At 53.3% G+C, this 20156-nt stretch carries 17 protein-coding genes; 1 reads left to right on the plus strand and 16 read right to left on the minus strand.

Annotated elements, in window-relative coordinates:
• Positions 1-96 precede the first annotated feature (96 nt).
• The 13 genes from LUCIF_RS11435 to cdd form a co-directional block, all read right to left on the minus strand.
• A complete protein-coding gene (locus LUCIF_RS11435) occupies positions 97-1809 on the minus strand; it encodes a purple acid phosphatase family protein (protein WP_122628026.1) in 1713 nt (570 codons plus the stop codon).
• 151 nt (positions 1810-1960) lie between these two features.
• Complete coding sequence (locus tag LUCIF_RS11440) at positions 1961-4159, minus strand: DNA topoisomerase III (RefSeq protein WP_122628027.1); 2199 nt, start codon at positions 4157-4159, stop codon at positions 1961-1963.
• A gap of 138 nt (positions 4160-4297) precedes the next feature.
• Positions 4298-5197, minus strand: coding sequence for an SDR family oxidoreductase (locus LUCIF_RS11445; protein WP_122628028.1), 900 nt, complete (start codon positions 5195-5197; stop codon positions 4298-4300).
• 303 nt (positions 5198-5500) lie between these two features.
• Positions 5501-6706 carry a D-alanyl-D-alanine carboxypeptidase family protein gene (locus tag LUCIF_RS11450; protein ID WP_122628029.1) on the minus strand — a complete coding sequence of 402 codons (1206 nt, stop codon included), beginning with the start codon at positions 6704-6706 and terminating at the stop codon, positions 5501-5503.
• 277 nt (positions 6707-6983) lie between these two features.
• On the minus strand, positions 6984-7928 hold the full coding sequence (locus LUCIF_RS11455) for an ABC transporter permease (RefSeq protein WP_122628030.1): 945 nt from the start codon (positions 7926-7928) through the stop codon (positions 6984-6986).
• Positions 7919-8998, minus strand: coding sequence for an ABC transporter permease (locus LUCIF_RS11460; protein WP_207857529.1), 1080 nt, complete (start codon positions 8996-8998; stop codon positions 7919-7921). The genes LUCIF_RS11455 and LUCIF_RS11460 overlap by 10 nt, the downstream gene beginning before the upstream one ends.
• Complete coding sequence (locus tag LUCIF_RS11465; RefSeq protein WP_122628031.1) at positions 8995-10518, minus strand: ABC transporter ATP-binding protein; 1524 nt, start codon at positions 10516-10518, stop codon at positions 8995-8997. The genes LUCIF_RS11460 and LUCIF_RS11465 overlap by 4 nt, the downstream gene beginning before the upstream one ends.
• A 165-nt stretch (positions 10519-10683) precedes the next feature.
• On the minus strand, positions 10684-11781 hold the full coding sequence (locus tag LUCIF_RS11470) for a BMP family lipoprotein (RefSeq protein WP_122628032.1): 1098 nt from the start codon (positions 11779-11781) through the stop codon (positions 10684-10686).
• A 135-nt stretch (positions 11782-11916) separates the two neighbouring features.
• On the minus strand, positions 11917-13656 hold the full coding sequence (locus tag LUCIF_RS11475; protein ID WP_122628033.1) for a phospho-sugar mutase: 1740 nt from the start codon (positions 13654-13656) through the stop codon (positions 11917-11919).
• A gap of 16 nt (positions 13657-13672) precedes the next feature.
• Positions 13673-14434 (minus strand): uridine phosphorylase, encoded by a 762-nt coding sequence (udp, locus tag LUCIF_RS11480; RefSeq protein ID WP_122628034.1) that lies wholly within the window; start codon positions 14432-14434, stop codon positions 13673-13675.
• Between the two features lie 59 nt (positions 14435-14493).
• A complete protein-coding gene (gene deoC, locus LUCIF_RS11485) occupies positions 14494-15162 on the minus strand; it encodes a deoxyribose-phosphate aldolase (RefSeq protein ID WP_122628035.1) in 669 nt (222 codons plus the stop codon).
• Positions 15163-15181: 19 nt separating this feature from the next.
• Positions 15182-15883 (minus strand): purine-nucleoside phosphorylase, encoded by a 702-nt coding sequence (gene deoD, locus LUCIF_RS11490; protein WP_122628036.1) that lies wholly within the window; start codon positions 15881-15883, stop codon positions 15182-15184.
• Between the two features lie 20 nt (positions 15884-15903).
• Positions 15904-16305, minus strand: a complete 402-nt coding sequence (cdd, locus tag LUCIF_RS11495) for a cytidine deaminase (protein ID WP_122628037.1) — start codon at positions 16303-16305, stop codon at positions 15904-15906.
• A 172-nt stretch (positions 16306-16477) separates the two neighbouring features.
• Here cdd and LUCIF_RS11500 point away from each other — a divergent pair, with 172 nt between their 5' ends.
• Positions 16478-17194, plus strand: a complete 717-nt coding sequence (locus LUCIF_RS11500) for a Crp/Fnr family transcriptional regulator (RefSeq protein WP_122628038.1) — start codon at positions 16478-16480, stop codon at positions 17192-17194.
• Here the strand turns inward: LUCIF_RS11500 and LUCIF_RS11505 are convergent.
• From LUCIF_RS11505 to arcD, 3 genes are all read right to left on the minus strand, one after another.
• Positions 17162-17653: an arginine repressor gene (locus tag LUCIF_RS11505; protein ID WP_165865973.1), complete on the minus strand. Its 492-nt coding sequence runs from the start codon at positions 17651-17653 to the stop codon at positions 17162-17164. The two genes, LUCIF_RS11500 and LUCIF_RS11505, sit on opposite strands and share 33 nt — an antisense overlap.
• 98 nt (positions 17654-17751) lie before the next feature.
• On the minus strand, positions 17752-18687 hold the full coding sequence (gene arcC / locus LUCIF_RS11510; RefSeq protein ID WP_122628040.1) for a carbamate kinase: 936 nt from the start codon (positions 18685-18687) through the stop codon (positions 17752-17754).
• 26 nt (positions 18688-18713) lie between these two features.
• The gene (arcD, locus tag LUCIF_RS11515; RefSeq protein ID WP_122628041.1) at positions 18714-20135 is read right to left on the minus strand and encodes an arginine-ornithine antiporter; all 1422 of its coding nucleotides are present in this window, start codon (positions 20133-20135) and stop codon (positions 18714-18716) included.
• Positions 20136-20156: the final 21 nt, after the last annotated feature.

Genomic DNA, 20156 nt, shown 5'->3' on the forward strand with positions numbered 1-20156 from the left:
GCTCGTGGCGCAGAGCTCAGGGCGCAGGAAAAAGGGAGCCGTCTCTTATAGAAACGGCTCCTTTTTATTGGAGGCAACTAGTTTGCTGTTTAAATCTTATAATTGAAGATCTACAAAAACCATATTGAACTTTTTGTCATAATGATTGGACCAGCCCATGGCATTCAGAGCATCAATATCCACTTTGGTCCCCTTGTCGGTCAGCATATTGTCGGTAAACTGATACTTTTTGTGTCCAATCCGGAGCGTTTTACCTGCCGCATCATAACTTCCGCCGGTATAGGCCGCTATGGTTTGAATATCGGCATAGGCTTTGCCGTTTTGAATCGTGGCCTTGCTTGAACTTCCATAGGCCATATTGCCAAAGATAACAAGCTTTACGCTGTCACCGATGGCCGGAACCTCTTGTTTGGTATTATAGCGGGAAGGCAGAATTTCGTGATTGCTGGTGCTATTCTCCGGGTGGGCCTTATCAATCACATACGTGTCAACCAGTGTTCCGTCCTGTTTAAAGGCTTTTATGGTAACTTTTCTGCCGTCCACGTCCACCGTCTGATAATCGGGCTGATCCTGGGGATCATAAAATTTCGCATCCCACACCTTTTGCGTTAAATCGGGATAATATTTGGCGCCGCTGCGGCCGGTTACGTAGTATACAGTTCCCTGGGACGGACTTTGCATAAACTCGTCATGATAAATCGGATAGGTCCGGGACGTTCCATGATCATGGCCGTTAAATACAACATCAACATGATATTGATCGAAAATCGGCGTAAATATCTTTTTTAGCAAAATGTTGGAACGGGTTCCCTTATTATAATACGGGGTTTTATGGAATAGGACAAACGTAAAGACAGCATCCTTATTTTGTTCAAGGTCATTGCGCAGCCAATCCGCCTGTTTTAAAAACATCGCTTCTTCCTTGGCCTGATCGACATTTCCCTGCGCATCTTCACTTTCCTCTTCCCCTTGGCTGTCCAGGACTACAAAATGCACTTTACCGTAATTGTAGGAGTAGGTTTGCCCTTTTAAGCCGTCCGGTCCGTTTTGAAACACCGGAAACTGCTGCACAAAATATTGAGGCTTGGTACTATTCCAGTCGGCTGCGTCATAGGTCTCATGGTTGCCTTGTACGACCATAGCCGGAATTCTGTCAACAACCCCCTGAGCGGCAGCAAACCAATTATTCCAATGCTGATAATACTGGCCTTTTTCTACCAGGTCGCCCACATTGATAAAGAACTTTGCGTCAGGATTGGCCTTATAGGCATTTTCCAGGGTAACATGCCAGGGATTGTAATTGGGAACCTCATAATTACCGCTTTGGCTGTCGCCAAATACCAGGAACTTGAATTGATTGTCCGTAACCGTTGCCGTATCTTCGGTCGTAAAGGAAGAATAGCCGGTCCATTCGTTTTGGTCATTACCAATCCGGTATAAATACTTGGTTCCCGGTTTCAGATTATGTAAGGTAACCGTAAATAAATTCATCCGGCCATAATTCAGGTCCGTTGCGGCCGTCTGAAATAAGTGCGGTTTTATTGTCATCGTATTTACTGCGCCATTTTCTTCTTTATACTCGATTTTGCAGTCATTTACCGCCGTGCTGGTCCGCCAGGTAACGGTCATGGTTGTCTCCGGGTCGGCCGACCACGTAAGCGCCACATGCTCCGGCATGGTTGTGGCGTTTAAATGAATGTCGATTGCCGTTTGGTCATACGTCCTTGCTGCCGCCGAAGCCAACGGCGCCGCCGCCAAGGCAATCATCAGCACTGCTCCTGTCATAAACGTCAACCATTTTCTGTACATATTTTCCCCTCCAGTATGAAATAATTTCCAAACAACTTCATTATACTGTTCTTGCTGGAGGCAATTGTTATGTCGATGTTAAAATTTGGTTAATCCATTTTATTCCAACACAAAATGGGCGCACCCTGGAAAAGGTGCGCCTGTCATTCTCTTACTTCAGTTTAAGCTTGGCCAATGCATCGGCCAAGGCCGTATTGATTGGTTTTTCCCCTGCTTTGTCCTGCTGCCGCAAATACTGGGACACGTCTCTTTTGGAAAGTTGGCTGCCATCCTGCTTGCGCCGTTCCTGAAAAGCCGATAATTTCTCCCGGTAACCGCAAGGACAGACAAAAATTTGTCCCTCCCCTTCACCGCGTAACTCCAGCTTTTTGTGACAATTGGGGCATCTGGCATTGGTCACTCTGGCAACACCCTTGCGATAGCCGCATTCCCGGTCCTGGCAAACCAGCATTTTGCCTTTCTTCCCGTTCACTTCCAATAAATATTTGCCACACTCAGGGCATTTCGTCCGGGTCAAATTATCGTGCTTGAAATGCTCCTCGCTGTTCTTTATATCCCGCACCACCGCGGCGGCATAGCTTCGCATTTCATCGGTAAATGCCTGCTTTTTTAAATTTCCCCGGGCAATCGCCGCCAGCTTTTGTTCCCACTGCGCCGTTAAAGCGGGGGATCTCAGTTCGGACGGCACCAAATCCAGCAGTTGTTTGCCCTTGCCGGTAATAAAGATGTCTTTGCCCCGTTTTTCCAACAAAAACGAATTAAAAAGCTTCTCAATAATATCCGCACGTGTGGCCACCGTTCCCAGCCCGCCGGCCGCACCGATGGTCTTTTTCAGTTCGGCGCTTTCCTGGCTCATATATTTTACCGGGTTTTCCATCGCCGACAGCAAAGTGGCTTCATTGAGAGGCGCCGGCGGTTTCGTCGCTCCCCTGGTTAGAATAAAATTTTTAACCGGCAGTATGTCACCCTGATTGATGGGCGGTAACAGTTGTTCGTCCTGCTCCTCCGCCGTCTCCCCGTCCTCGGCGTCATCCACATCCTGACCGTAAACCTCCCGCCACCCCGGGGAAAGGATCGTTTTGCCCCGGGCAAGAAAAGTTTCCCCGCCAATGTCCGCTTTGACCACAATTTGTTCGTATTCACAGGGCGGATAAAATACCGCCAGGAAACGCCGGACCACTAAATCATAAATCTTCCGCTCCCGGTCGTTTAAGGCGCCTAAATTCACGTATTGCTCCGTAGGAATAATGGCATGGTGGTCGGACACTTTGCTATTGTCCACAAAAGAGGCATTGGCCTTGATGTGCTGTTTCGCAACCCGGAAGGCCAGTTTGGCGTAAGGTCCTGTGCCACAGGCACTTAGCCGGTCTTTCAGCGTATCGACGATGTCGCTCGAAAGATAGCGGGAATCGGTTCTGGGGTAGGTCAGAATTTTGTGATTTTCATACAGTCCCTGCATAATTGACAGGGTTTCCTTCGCGGAAAAACCGTATCGCTTGTTGGCGTCCCGCTGCAATTCCGTCAAATCATACAGGGCCGGACAATAGGTCTTTTTGTGCGTCTTTTCCACGGCCGTAACCTTGGCCTGCCGCCCGGCCAAGCCGGTAATCAGTCTTGTACACTTTTCCGGGTCAAAGGTCTTGGTATCCTTTGTCTGTCCATCCTGCCAGATTAGTTTCAGCCGGTCCGCAATAGCCGTAATCCCGAAGAAAGGCCGGGGAACGAAGTTTTGGATTTCCGCTTCCCGCTGGGCAATGATGGCCAGCGTTGGCGTCTGTACCCGGCCGCAGGACAACTGCGCATTATATTTGCAGGTCAGCGCCCGCGTGGCGTTGATACCCACCAGCCAGTCCGCCTCAGCCCGCGCTACGGCCGAAAAATACAAATTTTCATAGTCTTTGCCCGGCTTCAGTTTCCGGAACCCTTCTTGAATCGCCTTATCGGTCACGGACGAAATCCACAACCGTTTTACGGGCTTTCTCACCTTCGCCTTCTCGATAATCCAGCGGGCAACCAGTTCCCCTTCCCGCCCGGCATCGGTGGCAATAATGATTTCGGCGACGTCGGGCCGGACCAGCTGTGTCTTCACTGCCTGGAACTGCTTGCCCGTCTGTTTGATTATCACCAGTTTCAGTTCTTCCGGCAGCATCGGCAAATCTTCGATACGCCAGGCCTTATATTTTTCGGCATAGTCTTCCGGCTCCGCCAGCGTGACCAAATGCCCCAAAGCCCAGGTCACGATATAGCTGTCCCCTTCGAAACAGCCGTTGCCCTTTTTGCCGCAGCGGAGAACCCGGGCCAGATCCCTGGCGACGGAAGGCTTTTCCGCTAAAACTAACGCTTTATTCATCCTAACAACCTCGCAATACTGTGATAACACAATCCGGTTTATTGATTAGATTGCATCTATTCTGTTATTGTAACACATTTTTGCAGTTTATAAAAAAAGAAGCTCCGCCACACAAATTTGCTCTCTGCGGCTTTTGATTCAGGAACCGGTAATCACACCGCCATTCACATGGATGACCTGCCCGGAAACATAGCCGGAATCATCCGAAGCCAGGTACACATAAGCCGGCGCCAGTTCGAAAGGCTGTCCCGCCCGTTTCATCGGTGTATCCGCGCCAAAGGTCTTAATATAACAGGCCGGAAAACTGGCAGGATTTAAGGGCGTCCAAATGGGCCCCGGCGCAACGGCGTTTACCCGGATGCCACAATCAACCAGCGACAGGGACAAGGAGCGGGTAAAGGCCACAAGGGCTCCTTTGGTTGCGGAATAATCGATCAAATAGGGATTGCCTTCATAGGCGGTAATCGAGGCCGTGTTAATAATGGAACTGCCCCGCTTCAAATAAGGCAGTGCCGCTTTCGTCAGATAAAAGTGGGGAAAAACGTTGGTTTCAAAGGTGGCAATCAGTTGTTCCCGCGAAATGCCGAGAATACTTTCCTGCGGAAATTGGACTGCCTGGTTGTTTACCAGCACGTCGATTTTCTCAAAAGAAGCAAGCGTTTTTTCGACCGTCTCGTAAGCGAGGCGCTCCTCCCGTAAATCCCCGCGGATGAGCAAACACCGCTGTCCTATTTCTTCAATTCGCTCCCGGGTCTCCATTGCATCCCGGTCTTCATACAAATAGACAATCGTAACGTCCGCTCCTTCTTTGGCAAACGCAATCGCCACAGCCCGCCCGATACCGCTGTCGCCGCCGGTAATAATCGCGGTCTTTCCCCGCAGCTTGCCGCTTCCCTGATATTCCGGATTTTCCGCGATCGGTCTCGGTCTCAGCAGATATTCCAGACCGGGCTGCCGGTCCTGATGCTGCGGCGGAAACGTAAGCGGCTGTTCCTTGCATTGACACTCCTCACCAAAATAGGGATATTGAGGATACATAACATCAACTCCCTTGCTATTTTACAATGTATTATATTCCGGGTGTCATATTATGTTGCTAAGAAAGACCGCTGCGCGGTCTTTCGGCTCATAGCGCAGGGCTCAGGGCGCGGAAGAACCGGTCTGAAACGGGGTTCTCATCGGCATAATCTTTTAGGCACTCGTCCAGGCAGAAGGATCGTCTTGTCATAAGCGGAGGTTAAGTGGCAACGGCGCAGCGTTGATAAGGCGATTCTTCTGCCGTTAACGGCTGCCTGCATGACTCAGAAAGGAAAAAGAGCCTTGCCGGCTCTTTTAAAAGCATTATATCCAATTCCGGAAAATTCGCCATAAAACGCCTGGCGGATTGATTGGCTCCGAATTTTGCAGGGGAAACTCCTGAACGGACTGACCCGCTTGAACCTTTAGGTTTGCCATATTTTCACCGCCCGGAATGGGGTATTGGGTCTTTAACAGGTGGATCGAAAGAGTAGCCGTCATCCCGGGAAAGCCCCAAATTTCCACCGGTTTAGCAGCAACTAAAGCACTATTACTGTTCCACGGATTGACTGTCTGTCCGAAACCGTTTGGCGGAGGACTTAAGGGATACAATTTAAACTCGGACCGGACTTCGTCTAACATTTTTGCATTCGCATCCAGGGCGCTCTGCAGGGATTGCACCGTCTTTTGACCTAGCACCGCTGCAATAATATAATGAGTTTCCGTCCCGACAATCACGGGGGTTGCCGACACAAAGCAACCGCCGGCCGCCAGGGTGGAGCCGGTTTTGATCCCCACAATTCCATGGGACCCCAGCATACTGTTCACGTTGTATACCAGTCCGGCCACGGGCAGCATAGCCTGCGGCATGGCGACGACTTCGCGGAAAATCGGATCTTGCATAGCAGCCTGGGCAATTTTTACTTGGTCTGCGGCGTTGCTGACCGTGGCCGGACTGACACCGCTTAAATCCGCATAATGGGTTTGAGTCATGCCCAGAACCTGAGCCGTCTCATTCATTTTGGCGACAAAAGCATCCTCCGATCCGGCAACCCAACGGCCTAACGTAGTCGCAATATTATCCCCCGACGGCAGCATCAAACCTTCCAGCAGTTGTTTCTCGGTTAATTTTTCCCCTTCCACAACCTTTACAACCGAGTAGTCATTGGCTACCCCACTCTCGTAATCGGCAACATCCTTGGCCGTCATGGTTAACGTGGGCCCTTCCTCTCCCGGCTGCAAAGGGTGTTCCTTTAAGACCAAATAAGCCGTCATGATCTTCGTTACGCTGGCGATAGGAACCGGCGTCTGGTTGGGCGAAGAAGCAATCACCCCGAAATTTTCGGTCCCTATGGCGGATTCCCCCTGATCCGGAAAAGTAACGGCAAACTGCCCCGGTAAAGTAATGGCAGGGGTTGTCGGTTTTGCCTCGATTACGGGATTATTATTGCGAAAATGAATAATACCGATCATGATAAGTAAGGCAACCGCAAGCAAAATCAGCGTCTGTTTCGGCGATAAGCCGGCCATAAAATAACCTCCTCCAAGAAAAACGCAGAACTTATTTCGCAGAAAAACTAAGTGCAGCAGGCCGCGAATCGGCCATTAGCTAGTATCTGCCATCATGCGGCCTTTCATGCATACTTAGATGCTCTTTCCATTATACCACTGCCGAGGAAGTGGAAAAGCAAAAATGAATCCTGTTGACACTTATTTTTATAATGGAAAAGCCAGGCGTTTTGCGCCCGGCTTAGACTGTAGACAAAGTCGCTTCTTGAAAGATTGCCGCGCCGCTTTGCTAACGGCGTTAACGCTTGCCGTGTTCAAACGGCTGGCCGGATGCCCGGGGAGCCTGAGAAGTTTTGGAGAAGAGCACCAGGACAAACAGAGTGATCACGTAAGGAAAGGTCTTAAGCACCACATCGGGTATACTCGCAAAGATAGGAGTAGCCTGGGAAACGTTGGCAATCGTGCTGGCAAAACCGAAAAACAGCGTGGCGCCCAGGATGCCAAGGGGTTTCCACTGTCCGAAGATGAGCGCGGCGAGAGCAAGAAACCCCAGTCCAAAGACGGTGCCGTTAAACTCGCCCGAGTAGGTTACAAGCACGATGGCTCCGCCCAGCCCGGCGAAAGCGCCGGATATGGTCACCGCAATGTAGCGGATACGGTAAACATTGATACCGGCTGAATCGGCGGCCTGAGGATATTCGCCGCAGGCCCGCAGGCGCAAGCCAAAAACGGTCTTGTACAAAATAAAATAAGAAACAGCCAAAATCGCCAAAACGAGCCAGGTCGTAGCGTACGTATTGGTAAAAAACAACGCGCCGATAACCGGAATCCGGTCCAAGAACGGCACATTAAACCGGGTAAAGCCTTCGATCTCAATATTGCCGCTGCCGGTCAAATGCCGGGCGATAAATACCGTTAAGGCGCCGGCAATCATGTTAATGGCCGTACCGCTGATGACCTGGTCCGCATTCAGACTGATGCTGGCAAAGGCATGAAGCAGGGAAAAAAGCGCCCCTGCCAGAATAGCGGCCAAAAGGCCAAACCAGAGAGCATTCGAGTGCAGGGTCGGCTGTAAAATAGATATGGTAAATGCGCCGGCAAAGGACCCAACTACCATCAACCCTTCCAGGCCGATATTGACAACGCCGCTGCGTTCCGAATACAAGCCGCCCAAAGCGGTAATTAAAAGCGGAATCGTATACGCCACGGCATAGGGTGAAATCTGTTGAAAAATCAGCCACATGACGAATTCGCCCCCTTCAGCCGCCGTTTCATTTTATCCACGAATTTCTCAATCAGCACACTGGTTGCGGCAAAATAAATAATCGTGGCGATAATGGTATCGGCGATTTCCGGCGGGATGTTGGTCATGGCATTCATAAACCCCTTGCCGGAATACAGGGTGCCGAAAAACAGGGCCGCGGCAAATACTCCCCAGGGAGAGTTGGCGCCCAACAGGGCCACGGCGATCCCGTCAATGCCCTGGGAAGGCAGAATACCGATCTGGATGCTGGTGGCGTAGCCGCAATACAGGGTCATTCCGCCTAAACCTGCCAGCGCGCCGGCGATCATCATGGAAAGCACAATCCCGCGGTTGGCGTTAATACCGGCATATTCGGCGGCAAAGCGGTTAAAGCCGACGGCTTTTAATTCGTAACCCAGCGTCGTTTTATTTAAGATAAAAGCAATCAGAATGACAGCTGCCAACGCCAGAAAAATTCCCAGATTAATATAGGAGCCGTCAAACAGTTTGGCCATCCAGTCCACCCGCAGCGAAGCATCGTTGGGAATATAGCGGGATTCGGTCTCGAAAGCCCCTTTAAAATAAGCCGGCACCGCATAATATACCACCCAGTAGGCAATCCAGTTGAACATAATGGTGGATACCACTTCATGCACATTGAAACGGGCTTTAAAATAACCGGGTAACGTGGCCCACAGAGCGCCGGAGACGGTTGCCGCCAGCACCATGAGTGTCAGCAGCATCGGCTTGGGCAAATTCAGGGTCAGGCCCACGGCGGTGGCGCAAAATCCGCCGATCAACATTTGCCCCGCCGCACCAATATTGAAAAGTCCTGTCCGAAAGGCAAACGCAACCGATAAGCCGGTAAAAATAAGCGGCGTCGCGGTGGCCAGCGTGTTGCCGATCCGTTCCAGATTCATCAGCCCGCCCTTGAACAAAAATTCATAACCCGTGATGGGACTGCTGCCGGTAAGGGCCATAAACACCGCCCCGGCAATCAATCCTAAGAGAATGGCAAGCAGTAACACGACGGCTTCCTTTTTCACTTCCAGCTTAAACCGTAACTTCACGCTTTTTCCTCCTTTCGGATGCCGGCCATCATCAAACCGATTTCATTTTCATCGGTTTCGGCGGCATTTACACTGCCGATGAGTTCGCCATGACTAATGATGGCGATGCGGTCGGAAAGATTTAAGATTTCGTCCAGTTCCAAAGATATCAAAAAGACGGCGTACCCCGCATCCCGCTGCTCTACCAGCCGCTTATGGATGTATTCGATCGATCCCACATCCAGCCCCCGCGTCGGCTGCACCGCAATCAGCACCCGGGGCGCTAAATTGATTTCCCGGCCAACAATCGCCTTTTGCTGATTGCCGCCCGACAGGGACCGGGCCTTGGTGATCGAACCTTGCGCCGCCCGCACGTCAAAATTCTCCATGATGCGCCGGCTATAGTCCCGTATGGCTTCCCGGTTTAACAGACCGCCTTTGGAAAATGGCTCCCGGTCGTAAACCTCCAGCACCAGATTGTCTTCCACCGTATAATCGAGAACCAGTCCCCGTTTCTGCCGGTCTTCCGGCACATGAGCCAACCCGGCGTTAATACGTTCCTTAATCGACCGATGGGTTATATCCGCCCCGTTCAGCCAGATATGCCCTTTTTCCACCTTGCGCAGACCGGTAATCGCCTCCACCAGCTCGGTCTGCCCATTGCCGTCAACACCGGCCAGGCCTACAATTTCTCCGGCCCGCACTTCCAGCGAAAAGTTTTTTAGCGCTTCCACCTTGCGGTTGTTGATGACCGTGAGATTGTCCACCTTGAGAAGCACATCCCCCGGCGCCCGGTCTTCCTTGGCTACCTTAAAGGACACCTGGCGGCCTACCATCATTTCGGCCATCTGTTTTTCACTGGTGGCGGCAACGTCCACCGTCCCGATATACTTGCCGCGCCGGATGACGGTGCAGCGGTCGGCCACCGCCTTAATCTCTTTTAGCTTATGCGTAATGAGGATGATCGATTTGCCTTCCGCCACCAGGCCTTTCATGATCTTCATCAATTCGGTGATTTCCTGCGGCGTAAGCACGGCGGTCGGTTCGTCAAAAATCAGAACCTCCGCATCGCGATACAGCATCTTTAAAATTTCCACCCGCTGCTGCATGCCGACGGATACATCCTCAATTTTCGCGTCAGGGTCCACATTCAGGCCGTAGCGTTCGGAGAGCTCCCGGATCCGTTTGGCGGCGTTAACCGTATTCACGACACCGAACCGGTTCGGTTCCTGCCCCAGAACAATATTTTCCGTAATGGTAAAGTTATGGACCAGTTGGAAATGCTGATGCACCATCCCGATCCCCAGGTCATTGGCAACATTCGGATTACTGATCTGGACCTCCCGGTCCCGCACGCGGATTACGCCCTTGTCCGGCTGATACAGTCCGAACAGAATACTCATCAGTGTCGACTTGCCGGCGCCGTTTTCTCCCAGGAGAGCGTGTATTTCGCCTTGCCTTACGTTCAGCGTAATGTCGTCATTGGCGACAATCCCCACAAACTCCTTGCGTATGCCTCGCATCTCCACGACATACTCCATGCCCTTTCTCCTTCCTATTCTAAAATCCGGTTCGTCAGCATCCAGCTAAAATTTCAACATATACAAAATGGGTCCGAAGCGAAGAGTGACTCGTAATACGATGAGTTCTCTTCCTTTCGAACCCATTCTGCGCAGACATCCAGCCTGCCTAACGGGCAATTCCAATTACTTAATAAGGCCGTCGCCTTTATCCGACACCTGGATGGCTCCGCTCTGCAATTTTTTGAACACTTCCGCAACCTTGGCGGCTACGTCGTCGGAAAGGTTGGGGTTCTTGGCCGGAATCCCGATCCCGTTGTTTTTGGCGTTAAAGGTAAGGGTTTGACCGCCCGGGAAATTGCCTTCCTTAACGCTTTTGACCATATCATACGAAGCTTGGTCGACATACTTCATCGCCGACGTAAGAATAACGGACTTCGTCTTGGCGGAATCATAATACCCTTGCGCATATTGGTCCACGTCCACGCCCACTACCCAGACCTGCTTACCGGCCTTGGTGCGGGAAACGGCTTCGTTGATAACCCCTACGCCAACCCCGCCGGCGGCGGCAAAGATCACCGTAACGCCCCGGTCATACATCTGGGCGGCGATTTGCTGTCCCGCAGCCACATCGTTGAACGTACCCTGATAAATCACATTTTCCGCTTTAAGGCTAATCGAAGTGCCTAAATTGGCATTCGCATACTTGACACCTTGCTGGAAGCCCCAGTTATATCTTTGCACAGCGGGAATTTCCATGCCGCCGATAAAACCGAAATCGCCGTGCTTAATCTGAAGAGCGGCGGCTACGCCGGCGAGAAAACCGGCTTCGTGCTCGGCAAAGTTAATGGAGACCGTGTTTTTACCCACTTTGATCTTGGAATAGTCGCTGCCCGGATGAGGCACACCGTCAATTAAAACAAATTTGGTGTCCGCATATCGTTCCTGGGCGGTATAGATTGAATTTTCAAACTTAAAACCAGGAGTTACAATCAGCGTATAGCCCGCATCATGCAAGTTGGTAATTTCTTTATCGTAGTCCGCTTGCGTCGTACCGGCGGGCCTTAAGTATTTCGGCGAAAACCCGAAGTCTTTTCCGGCTTTGACCAGCCCTTCCCAGGTTCCCTGATTAAAGGACCGGTCGTCGATCGTGCCGGAATCGGTCACCATCCCGACCATCAGTTTATTGGCCGCCGGCGCTTTGGCGTCCTGAGAACCGCAGCCGGTGAAAATAACGGCTATCATGAGGACTAGCAATAACCATGGCACACTTTTCTTGCTCATTCCCAATTCCCCCTAGTTTTTTTTCGATTCGGTAAATTCATTTAAATTTTATTATCAAACCCGTCCCGGAAAAAGGACACATGTCCACTTTGCCGAAAAGAATTTATTGGGAACTTCAGGGCATTCTCCCTGCTTTTATGCGCCTTCGACCCCCACGACGCCCCGGATTGCCCGGGAATAGCGGTCCACCCGGTCTTGGCACTCGGCCGCAGTCTCACCCTGGGCTAAAATATAAACCTTGATTTTCGGTTCGGTCCCGGAAGGACGCACAATAAACCGCGTCGCATCGGCCAGTTCAAAATATAAGACATTGGAACCGGACAGTTCCATTTTGCTTTTTTCCCGGGTCCCCGCATCCACCGTTTCTCCCGTGAGATAATCCCGGATCCGCGTCACCGCGGTCCCGGCGATTTTCGCGGGCGGAGTTTCCCGCAGACGCTTCATAAGGGCCTGCATTTGCGCCAGCCCGTCCAACCCGGGCATAACCAGATTTTCCGTGTACTCGCCGTAATGGCCGTATTTTTCGTACAAAGCCGCCATTGCGTCGTACAGCGTCATACCCCGCCGGTGATAATACGCCGCCATTTCCGTTACCATCAGAGTGGCCGTAACGGCATCCTTGTCGCGGCAATAATCCCCCATAAGGTAGCCGTAAGACTCCTCATAGGCCAGCAGATACTGATAATTCCCATCCTCCGCCAGCTGCTTGATCTTCTCGGCCATAAATTTAAAGCCCGTAAACGTATCCACAACCGGGATTCCGTTGCTCTCTCCCACCTTGCGGGCCATCTCCGTCGTGACAATGGTTTTGATCGCCACCGGTTTTGCCGGCAGCAGCCCCTTTTCCCGCCGGGAAGCAATAATATAATCCAGCAGCAGAACGCCGACCTGATTGCCGGACAGCCGCACATACCGGCCGCTTTTGTCTTTAAGCATGATGCCGATGCGGTCGGCGTCGGGGTCTGTGCCGATAATCAAATCCACATTTTCTTTTTGAGCCAGGGCAATGGCCAGGGCAAAGCCCTCTTCATTTTCCGGGTTCGGACTTTTTACCGTGGGAAAGGTACCGTCAATCACCATTTGCTCCGGCACGCACAGGATTTCTTTCATCCCCAGCCGGCGCAGCGCTTCGGGGATCAGTTTGTACCCCGTACCGTGGAAAGGGGTATACACCAGTTTGAAATCCCCCGCAGCCTGGGCCACAACCTCTTTGTTGACCATCAGCTCTAAAACGCGGCCCAAAAACGCCTCGTCAATCTCCGCACCGATCAGGCGGACCCCGCCGCCGGCCAGGGCCTCCGGAAATGCGGTCCGCTGGATCCCGGTAAAAATGTCGGTGTCCTCAATGGCTTTGACCACCGTCGCCGCATGGCTGGGGGGAATCTGCGCCCCGTCTTCCCAATATACCTTATACCCGTTGTATTCTTTCGGATTATGGCTGGCCGTAATATTGACCCCGGCGATACAGTTCAGGTACCGGACCGCAAAGGACAACTCCGGCGTTGGCCGCAAGGCGTCGAACAGGTACACCTGAATGCCGTTGGCCGCCAGCACACAAGCCACTTCCTGCGAAAAAACGTCGCTCTTGATGCGGCAGTCCATGCAAACAGCCACACCCCGCCGGCAGGCCTCCGGGCCCAGTCCGGTAATCAGGCTGGCAATGCCCTGCGTTGCCTGGCGGACCGTATGAATATTCATCCGGTTTAAGCCGGTCCCTAAAATACCGCGCAGTCCGGCCGTACCAAATTCCAGCGGCGCGTAAAACCGGCTTTCAATCTCTTTTACGTCCCCTTGAATCGCCGCCAGTTCCTCCCGCTCTGCTTCACTCAGCGCCGCTGAATTCAGCCAGCGTTCGTATTCCTGCATAAAAGACATCTCGGTCCCTCCGTTTTTAGTTTCCTGCCTGGTCCTGCTGGATCAGCAGCCGGACCGCCTCAATGGCGACTTCGATTGCTTCCGTCGTGTCATGAACATGCGGGTTAGAGAGTCCCGCCTTTTCCCGCTCCTGGTTCCATACGGTCGATAAGACGCAGCCCGCCCGGGCCCGCAGGACGCCGGCCACCGTATACAGCGCCGCCGATTCCATTTCCGAAGCGAGACAGCCCGACCGGATCCAAGCCTCCCATTTGTAATTCAGTTCGGGGCCGACCGGCATCCGGTTGGGATTATGCTGCCCGTAGAAAGAATCTTTACACTGCACAACCCCCGCGTGAAACCGCTTGCCTAACTTCTTGGCGGCGTTCACCAGGGCGCAGGCCGTATCGAAATCGGCAACCGCCGGATACTCAATGGGCGCGTATTCTTTCGAAGTCCCTTCCATCCGGATGGCGGCGGTCGCTACGACCACATCGCCGCCCATAACCTGATGCTGCATGCCGCCGCAGGTGCCGACCCGGATAAAGGTGCGCACGCCGGTCATATACAGTTCCTCCACGGCGATCGCCGCCGAAGGGCCGCCGATGCCCGTGGACGTTACCAGTACCCGCTCCCCGTTCAGCGTTCCGGCGTAAGTAGTGTATTCCCGGTTACTCTTGACAAACACGGGATTTTCCAAAAACCGGGCGATCTTTTCCACCCGCCCCGGATCACCCGGCAGGATCGCATATTTCGCTCCCTGGTCCGGTGTTAAGCCAATGTGATATAGTTCTTCCATATGAATGATCTCCTCCTGCTTTTTTCCCATAAATTCACAAACAAAACCTGCGAGCCGGATTAATATTGGCTGTCGGAGGTCATTCCCCGCATAATGGCAACGCCGGAACTGGTGCCCAGCCTGTCGGCGCCGGCTTTCACCATAGCCGCCGCCGTCTCATAGCTGCCGATCCCGCCGGAAGCCTTGATGCGGATTGCCTGGCCCACGCACTCCCGCATTAGCCGCACATCTTCTACCGTAGCTCCCCCGCCGGCAAAACCGGTGGACGTTTTAACAAAATCGGCCTGGGCCGCCACACAGGCCCGGCAGGCTTGCCGCTTTTCCTCGTCCGTCAGCAGGCAGGTTTCCAGTATTACTTTGACCAGGGCTTTTCCCTTCACGGTCTGTACCACGGCGGCAATATCGCTTTGGACATATTCCCAGTTTCCGTCTTTCACGGCCCCGATATTAATGACCATGTCCACTTCCCCGGCCCCGTCCGCCACGGCTTGGGCCGCCTCGGCGCACTTGATCTTCGTAGTGTTGGCCCCAAGGGGAAAACCGATCACCGTGCACACCGTCACGCCCGTTCCCTGCAAAAGGCCGGCCGCCGCCGGAACCTGGCAGGGATTTACGCACACCGCCTTGAATTTATATTCTATCGCTTCATTGCAAAGTTTCGTAATTTGTTCCCGCGTCGCCTGCGGTTTTAAAAGGGTATGATCAATTTTTTCAGCCATTGCCGTCATATTTTCCACTCTCCCGTTGTTAAATCGTTTCCAGGGCCAGCCGGATCATATCCTGAAAACTGGTCTGCCGCTCTAAGGCAGTGGTTTTGGCCCCGGTTAAAATTTCATCGCTGACCGTAAGGATCGTTAACGCTTTGACCCCCAGCTTCGCCGCGACGACAAACAATTCATAGGATTCCATATCAATCGCCAGCACACCGTAGCCGGACAGCAGCTTGACCTGCTCCATCAACCGGTCGTTATAAAATAAATCGTCGGCGAAAACATTGCCCACTACGACATTGATTCCCAGCTCCGCCGCCTGGGTATAGGCTTTATGTAAAAGCTCGAAATCAGCGGTTGCCGAGTAAGTAATCGGACCGAAGCGCAGGGCGCTCATGCCGGAGTTGGTGCTGGAACCCATCGCCAGAATCGTATCCCGGTTGTGCAGGCTGGGCGATATGGAGCCGCACGTCCCCACCCGGATCAGCCGTTTCACGTGATACTCATTGATCAGTTCATGAATATAAATGGAAGCGGACGGCATGCCCATGCCGGTGCCCTGAACCGAAACGCGCTTCCCCTTATACAGCCCCGTATAGCCGTACATGCCGCGTACTTTATTATAGCAGACTGCGTCAGTCAGGAAGTTTTCCGCGATATACTGGGCTCTGAGCGGATCGCCGGGAAGCAGGATACTTTCGGCGATATCGCCGGGATTGGCTTCAATATGAATACTCATTTTTCATACTCCTTCCTTAATTATATATGCTTAACGGAAGCGGACTTGAAAACCGCCGGCATGATTTTATCAAAGGAATATTTGACAAAATCTCCTTCGCAATTGCCGCAAATCACCTCAAAGTCCGCCGCCACAAACTCACTCAGAAACTGAAGGCATAACCCGCAGGGGATGCCGTACTCCTTCCCCGAGACGGAAACGGCAATTTTGACAAACCGGGTTTTCCCCTCGCTGACGGCTTTGACCACGGCTGTGCGCTCGGCGCAGATGGTGCCGCCATATGATATATTTTCCACATTGCAGCCCGTATATATGCTCCCGTCTTCACACAGCAAGGCCGCACCCACTTTATAGCCCGAATAAGGGGAGTAGGAAGCCTTGCTTGCCTGGGCCGCCTGTTTTAAAAGTTCCGAGTCCTGCATAATCTCACCTCTGTTTTTCCGTTGATATATGATTCATTATTCAGTAAAATTTTATTATTAAATAATACCCCAAAGATAGGACACATGTCTAGTTTCCCGACAAAAGAACCCGAATAGTAGCTATTAGTGTCCGCTTGAATCTGTCCCGTAAACCAGGAAAGGAGACTTGCCCATGCCGGTACTAAACGACCATACTGCGTACGGTAATTTGTCCCTGCCCGATCAAATCAATCAGTTATTGAGCACCATGCCGGAAAGCGTCCGCAACGCCTGCACCCTGGTAACCCTGCGGAAAAATTCCGTCGTTGTCAAGGCGAAAGACCCCAGCGCCAATGTTTATTTGATACTGAGCGGCCGGATGGGGGCTTTGGCTGAATTTCCGACGGGAATTAACTACTCCTTTACCGAATTTACGCCCTTTGACATGATCGGCGAGCTGGAAGCGATCACCGGCGACCTGCAATACGCCGTTACCGTAAAAGCCATCACCAATTGCAAGGCCCTCTGCATGCCCAAGGAAGTCTTTTTGGACTGGCTGCGGCAGTGTTCCGACACTTCCTTCGCCATCTGCCGGCTGGTCACGCAAAAACTGTTCAAACAGCTAAAAGCCGACCGCAGCTTTCTATTTTTAGACTCCATCGACCGGCTTATCGTGCATCTGATCACGGCGTATGAAAAACGCAGTGTCAATTCGGTACTTCACTTAACCTCCACCCGCCAGCAAATTGCCGACGAAATCGGCTTCTGCACCAAAACAGTAAACCGCTGTATAAAAAGGCTGGACCAAAGCGGCTATATTACCTTAGCCCATAGCAAAATCATGGTCAATCAAAATCAATATGATCAATTGGTTTCCTTAATGTCCACCAAAGAGGTGGATAGAAGATAAATTCCTTTCCTCCGCCAGCCGGCGGCGAAGCTGCGCGGCGGCCCGCTCCGCCCCGTCCGGCGCTTTGACCACCAGCAAAACCGTGTCGGTCCCCGCCACGGAACCTAATACGTCCGGCAGCGGCAGCGCGTCAATCCACCGGGCAACCGCCCGGGCCATGCCCGGCAGCACGTGAATCACGAGTAAGGAACCGCTGGCAGCCAGCGACAAAACCGCCTTCGATATCACCTGCCGCTCCCGGGGCGTCGGGCCAGAGTCCTGCCGTCCCGGAACGGCATACCCGTAGCCGCCGTCCGCCATCGCCACCTTACTCAGCCGCAGTTCCCGCAAATCCCGCGACAGCGTCGCCTGGGTCGCGTCCATCCCCTCCCGCCGCAGCGCCGCCAGCAGTTCCTCCTGCGTCCCGATCCGCTGGCGCATAACAATCTGTTCAATCAGGGCCTGCCGTTTTGTTTTCATCCCCGTTCCCTCCCCTACTTTTTCCATCGTTTAGAAAAGAGAGAACCCGTCTAGGCATAGACGGGTTCCTTTCATTGGGTCCGCTCTGAATTCACGTGTTAAGGCACAATCCGGGTGCCGCTCCGTCCCTCCAACGCGTCCTTCGCCTTGGCCAGAGAAGCAATCAGCGCCTGCCGCCCCGGTTTGGAGGCCACAAACTGCATGGCCGCTTTCACCTTCGGCAGCATGCTGCCGGGGGCGAACTGCCCCTCGGCAATATACTTTTCGGCTTCTTGCAGACTCATTTGCGCCAGATTCTGTTGGTCCGGCTGGCCGAAATGGACCGCCACCCGGTCCACGGCGGTTAAAATCACCAGCCCGTCGGCGTCCAGATCCGCCGCCAGCCGGGCCGCGGCCAAGTCCTTATCAATCACCGCGGCCACTCCCTCCAGCCTCCCGGCTTCTTCCACTACGGGAATGCCGCCGCCACCCACAGTGACTACCACTTCACCCGCGTCAACTAACTCCTTGATGGTTTCCAGTTCCACGATCTGCTGCGGTTCCGGTGACGCCACTACCCGCCGGTAGCCCCGGCCCGCGTCGTTCACCATCACGTAGCCCTGTTCCTTTTGCAGGACTGCCGCTTCTTCCTTAGTGTAAAACGGCCCGATCGGTTTGGTGGGATTCTGAAATCCCGCGTCGTTCCGGTCCACCACTACCTGCGTCAACAGCGTAACCACGGGCTTTTCGATCTGTCTCTTTCTCAGTTCCTCCCGCAGGGCCTGCTGCAGGTGATAGCCGATCAATCCCTGGCTCATGGCGCCGCAGACATCCAGCGGCATCGCCGGGGTCACGCTCCGGGCGTATTCGTTTTGCAAGACCAGCCGTCCCACCTGGGGTCCGTTGCCGTGGACGAGGACGAGCTGGCTGCCGCCGGCAATCAGGTCCGCCAGATAGACCACGGTCTCTTTCACCACGGCCAGCTGCGCCGCCGCGGTAGCGGGCTGGCCCTCCGTCTGCAAGGCGTTGCCGCCTAAAGCCACTATCAGTTTCATCTACGAACTCTCCTCTTCCTCATCATCTAACTCAACCCGCCTGTCGCCAATAGGCCCAGGGCCACTGTTCCGGCCACGGCGAACAACAGGGCAATCACCTTTTCATAACCGGCAAAGACTGGCTGCTGGTTTTCCCGTTTCACCTGCCGGAATACGAAGATGCCCACCGCGTACAGGATCGTCACCAGCAAAATATATTTCAGTCCCGCCGCGTAGATCAGCCAGGCCGCATAGACACTGGACAGGACCGCCGTCATTAGGTCCTTGTTCCTCCCTGCCGGTTTTTCCTCATAGGTCTCCCCCGTAGCCGCCAGCTTCCAGGCGTACAGGCCGCTGAACAAATAGGGAATCAGAATGGCCGAACTGGCGATGGAATACAGGGCCTGATAGGTACTGCTAGAAACCAGCGTGAGAACCAGCGCAATCTGGACTAAGGTATTAGTTAAGATCAGCGAGTTGACGGGCGAACCGTTTTGATTCTCCTTGCGGAAAATTTTCGGCAAAATGCCGTCCCGGGCCGCCACGAAGGGAATCTCCGCCGCCAGGATGGACCAGCCCAACAGCGCTCCGAACAAGGAAACCACCAGCCCCGCGTTAATGACCACGGCTCCCCAGGGGCCGACCACCGCTTCCAGGACATACGCCGTGGACGGGGTTTCCAATTGGGCTAATTTTGCCTGTTCCATGGCCCCCAAAGACAGGACCGATACCAGTACATAAATGACTAACGTACCCACTAGCCCCATGACGGTGGCTTTGCCGACGTCCCGCCGGTCTTTCGCCCGGCCGGAAATGACCACCGCTCCTTCAATGCCGATAAAGACCCATAAGGTAACCAGCATGGTGCTCTTGACCTGGTCCAGCACACTCCCTAAAGAAGTGTTGGCTTGTCCCCAAAGATCGAAAGTAAAGGTTTTCAGGTTAAAAGCAACCACCAGGACAAGCAGGAACAGGAAGATGGGCACTAGTTTTGCAATGGTGGTAAGGACATTCACCAGCGCGGCCTCTTTCACCCCCCGCAGGATTAATGCCTGCAGCGTCCAGACCAGGACCGAGGCGCAGACAATGGATACGGCGTTGTTCCCCGTACCGAAAACGGGGAAGAAATAACCGAGCGCCCCGAAAAGCATGACTGCATAGGATACGTTGCCGAGCAAGGCGCTTAGCCAGTAGCCCCAGGCGGCGTTAAAACCGATGTAGTCGCCGAAACCCGCCTTGGCGTAGCTATACACGCCGCCGTTAAGTTCCGGCTTGCGGACCGCCAGATTCTGATAGACCAATGCCAGAGCAATCATGCCGACACCGGTGATCAACCAGCCGATAAGAATGGCTCCCGCGCCCGCGCCGCGGGCCATGTCGGCGGGCAGGGAAAAGACGCCGCCGCCGATCATGGACCCGGTCACGAGACCGATTAACGCAACAAGACCCAGCTTTTTATCCTCTGCCAAAGTAAATCCTCTCCTTTTAGC

The sequence above is a fragment of the Allolucifera butyrica genome (genome assembly GCF_900476375.1).
Taxonomy (GTDB): domain Bacteria; phylum Bacillota; class Negativicutes; order Sporomusales; family UPPP01; genus Lucifera; species Lucifera butyrica.

Excerpts from the sequence above, each read along its gene's own strand:
- LUCIF_RS11475 (WP_122628033.1), bottom strand. The coding sequence starts at position 13,656 with ATGTCTTTTATGCAGGAATACGAACGCTGGCTGAATTCAGCGGCGCTG.
- cdd (WP_122628037.1), bottom strand. The coding sequence starts at position 16,305 with ATGCAGGACTCGGAACTTTTAAAACAGGCGGCCCAGGCAAGCAAGGCT.
- LUCIF_RS11500 (WP_122628038.1), top strand. The coding sequence starts at position 16,478 with ATGCCGGTACTAAACGACCATACTGCGTACGGTAATTTGTCCCTGCCC.
- LUCIF_RS11465 (WP_122628031.1), bottom strand. The coding sequence starts at position 10,518 with ATGGAGTATGTCGTGGAGATGCGAGGCATACGCAAGGAGTTTGTGGGG.
- udp (WP_122628034.1), bottom strand. The coding sequence starts at position 14,434 with ATGGAAGAACTATATCACATTGGCTTAACACCGGACCAGGGAGCGAAA.
- LUCIF_RS11435 (WP_122628026.1), bottom strand. The coding sequence starts at position 1,809 with ATGTACAGAAAATGGTTGACGTTTATGACAGGAGCAGTGCTGATGATT.
- deoC (WP_122628035.1), bottom strand. The coding sequence starts at position 15,162 with ATGACGGCAATGGCTGAAAAAATTGATCATACCCTTTTAAAACCGCAG.
- LUCIF_RS11440 (WP_122628027.1), bottom strand. The coding sequence starts at position 4,159 with ATGAATAAAGCGTTAGTTTTAGCGGAAAAGCCTTCCGTCGCCAGGGAT.
- LUCIF_RS11470 (WP_122628032.1), bottom strand. The coding sequence starts at position 11,781 with ATGAGCAAGAAAAGTGTGCCATGGTTATTGCTAGTCCTCATGATAGCC.
- LUCIF_RS11505 (WP_165865973.1), bottom strand. The coding sequence starts at position 17,653 with ATGAAAACAAAACGGCAGGCCCTGATTGAACAGATTGTTATGCGCCAG.
- arcC (WP_122628040.1), bottom strand. The coding sequence starts at position 18,687 with ATGAAACTGATAGTGGCTTTAGGCGGCAACGCCTTGCAGACGGAGGGC.
- LUCIF_RS11455 (WP_122628030.1), bottom strand. The coding sequence starts at position 7,928 with ATGTGGCTGATTTTTCAACAGATTTCACCCTATGCCGTGGCGTATACG.
- LUCIF_RS11450 (WP_122628029.1), bottom strand. The coding sequence starts at position 6,706 with ATGGCCGGCTTATCGCCGAAACAGACGCTGATTTTGCTTGCGGTTGCC.
- LUCIF_RS11445 (WP_122628028.1), bottom strand. The coding sequence starts at position 5,197 with ATGTATCCTCAATATCCCTATTTTGGTGAGGAGTGTCAATGCAAGGAA.
- deoD (WP_122628036.1), bottom strand. The coding sequence starts at position 15,883 with ATGAGTATTCATATTGAAGCCAATCCCGGCGATATCGCCGAAAGTATC.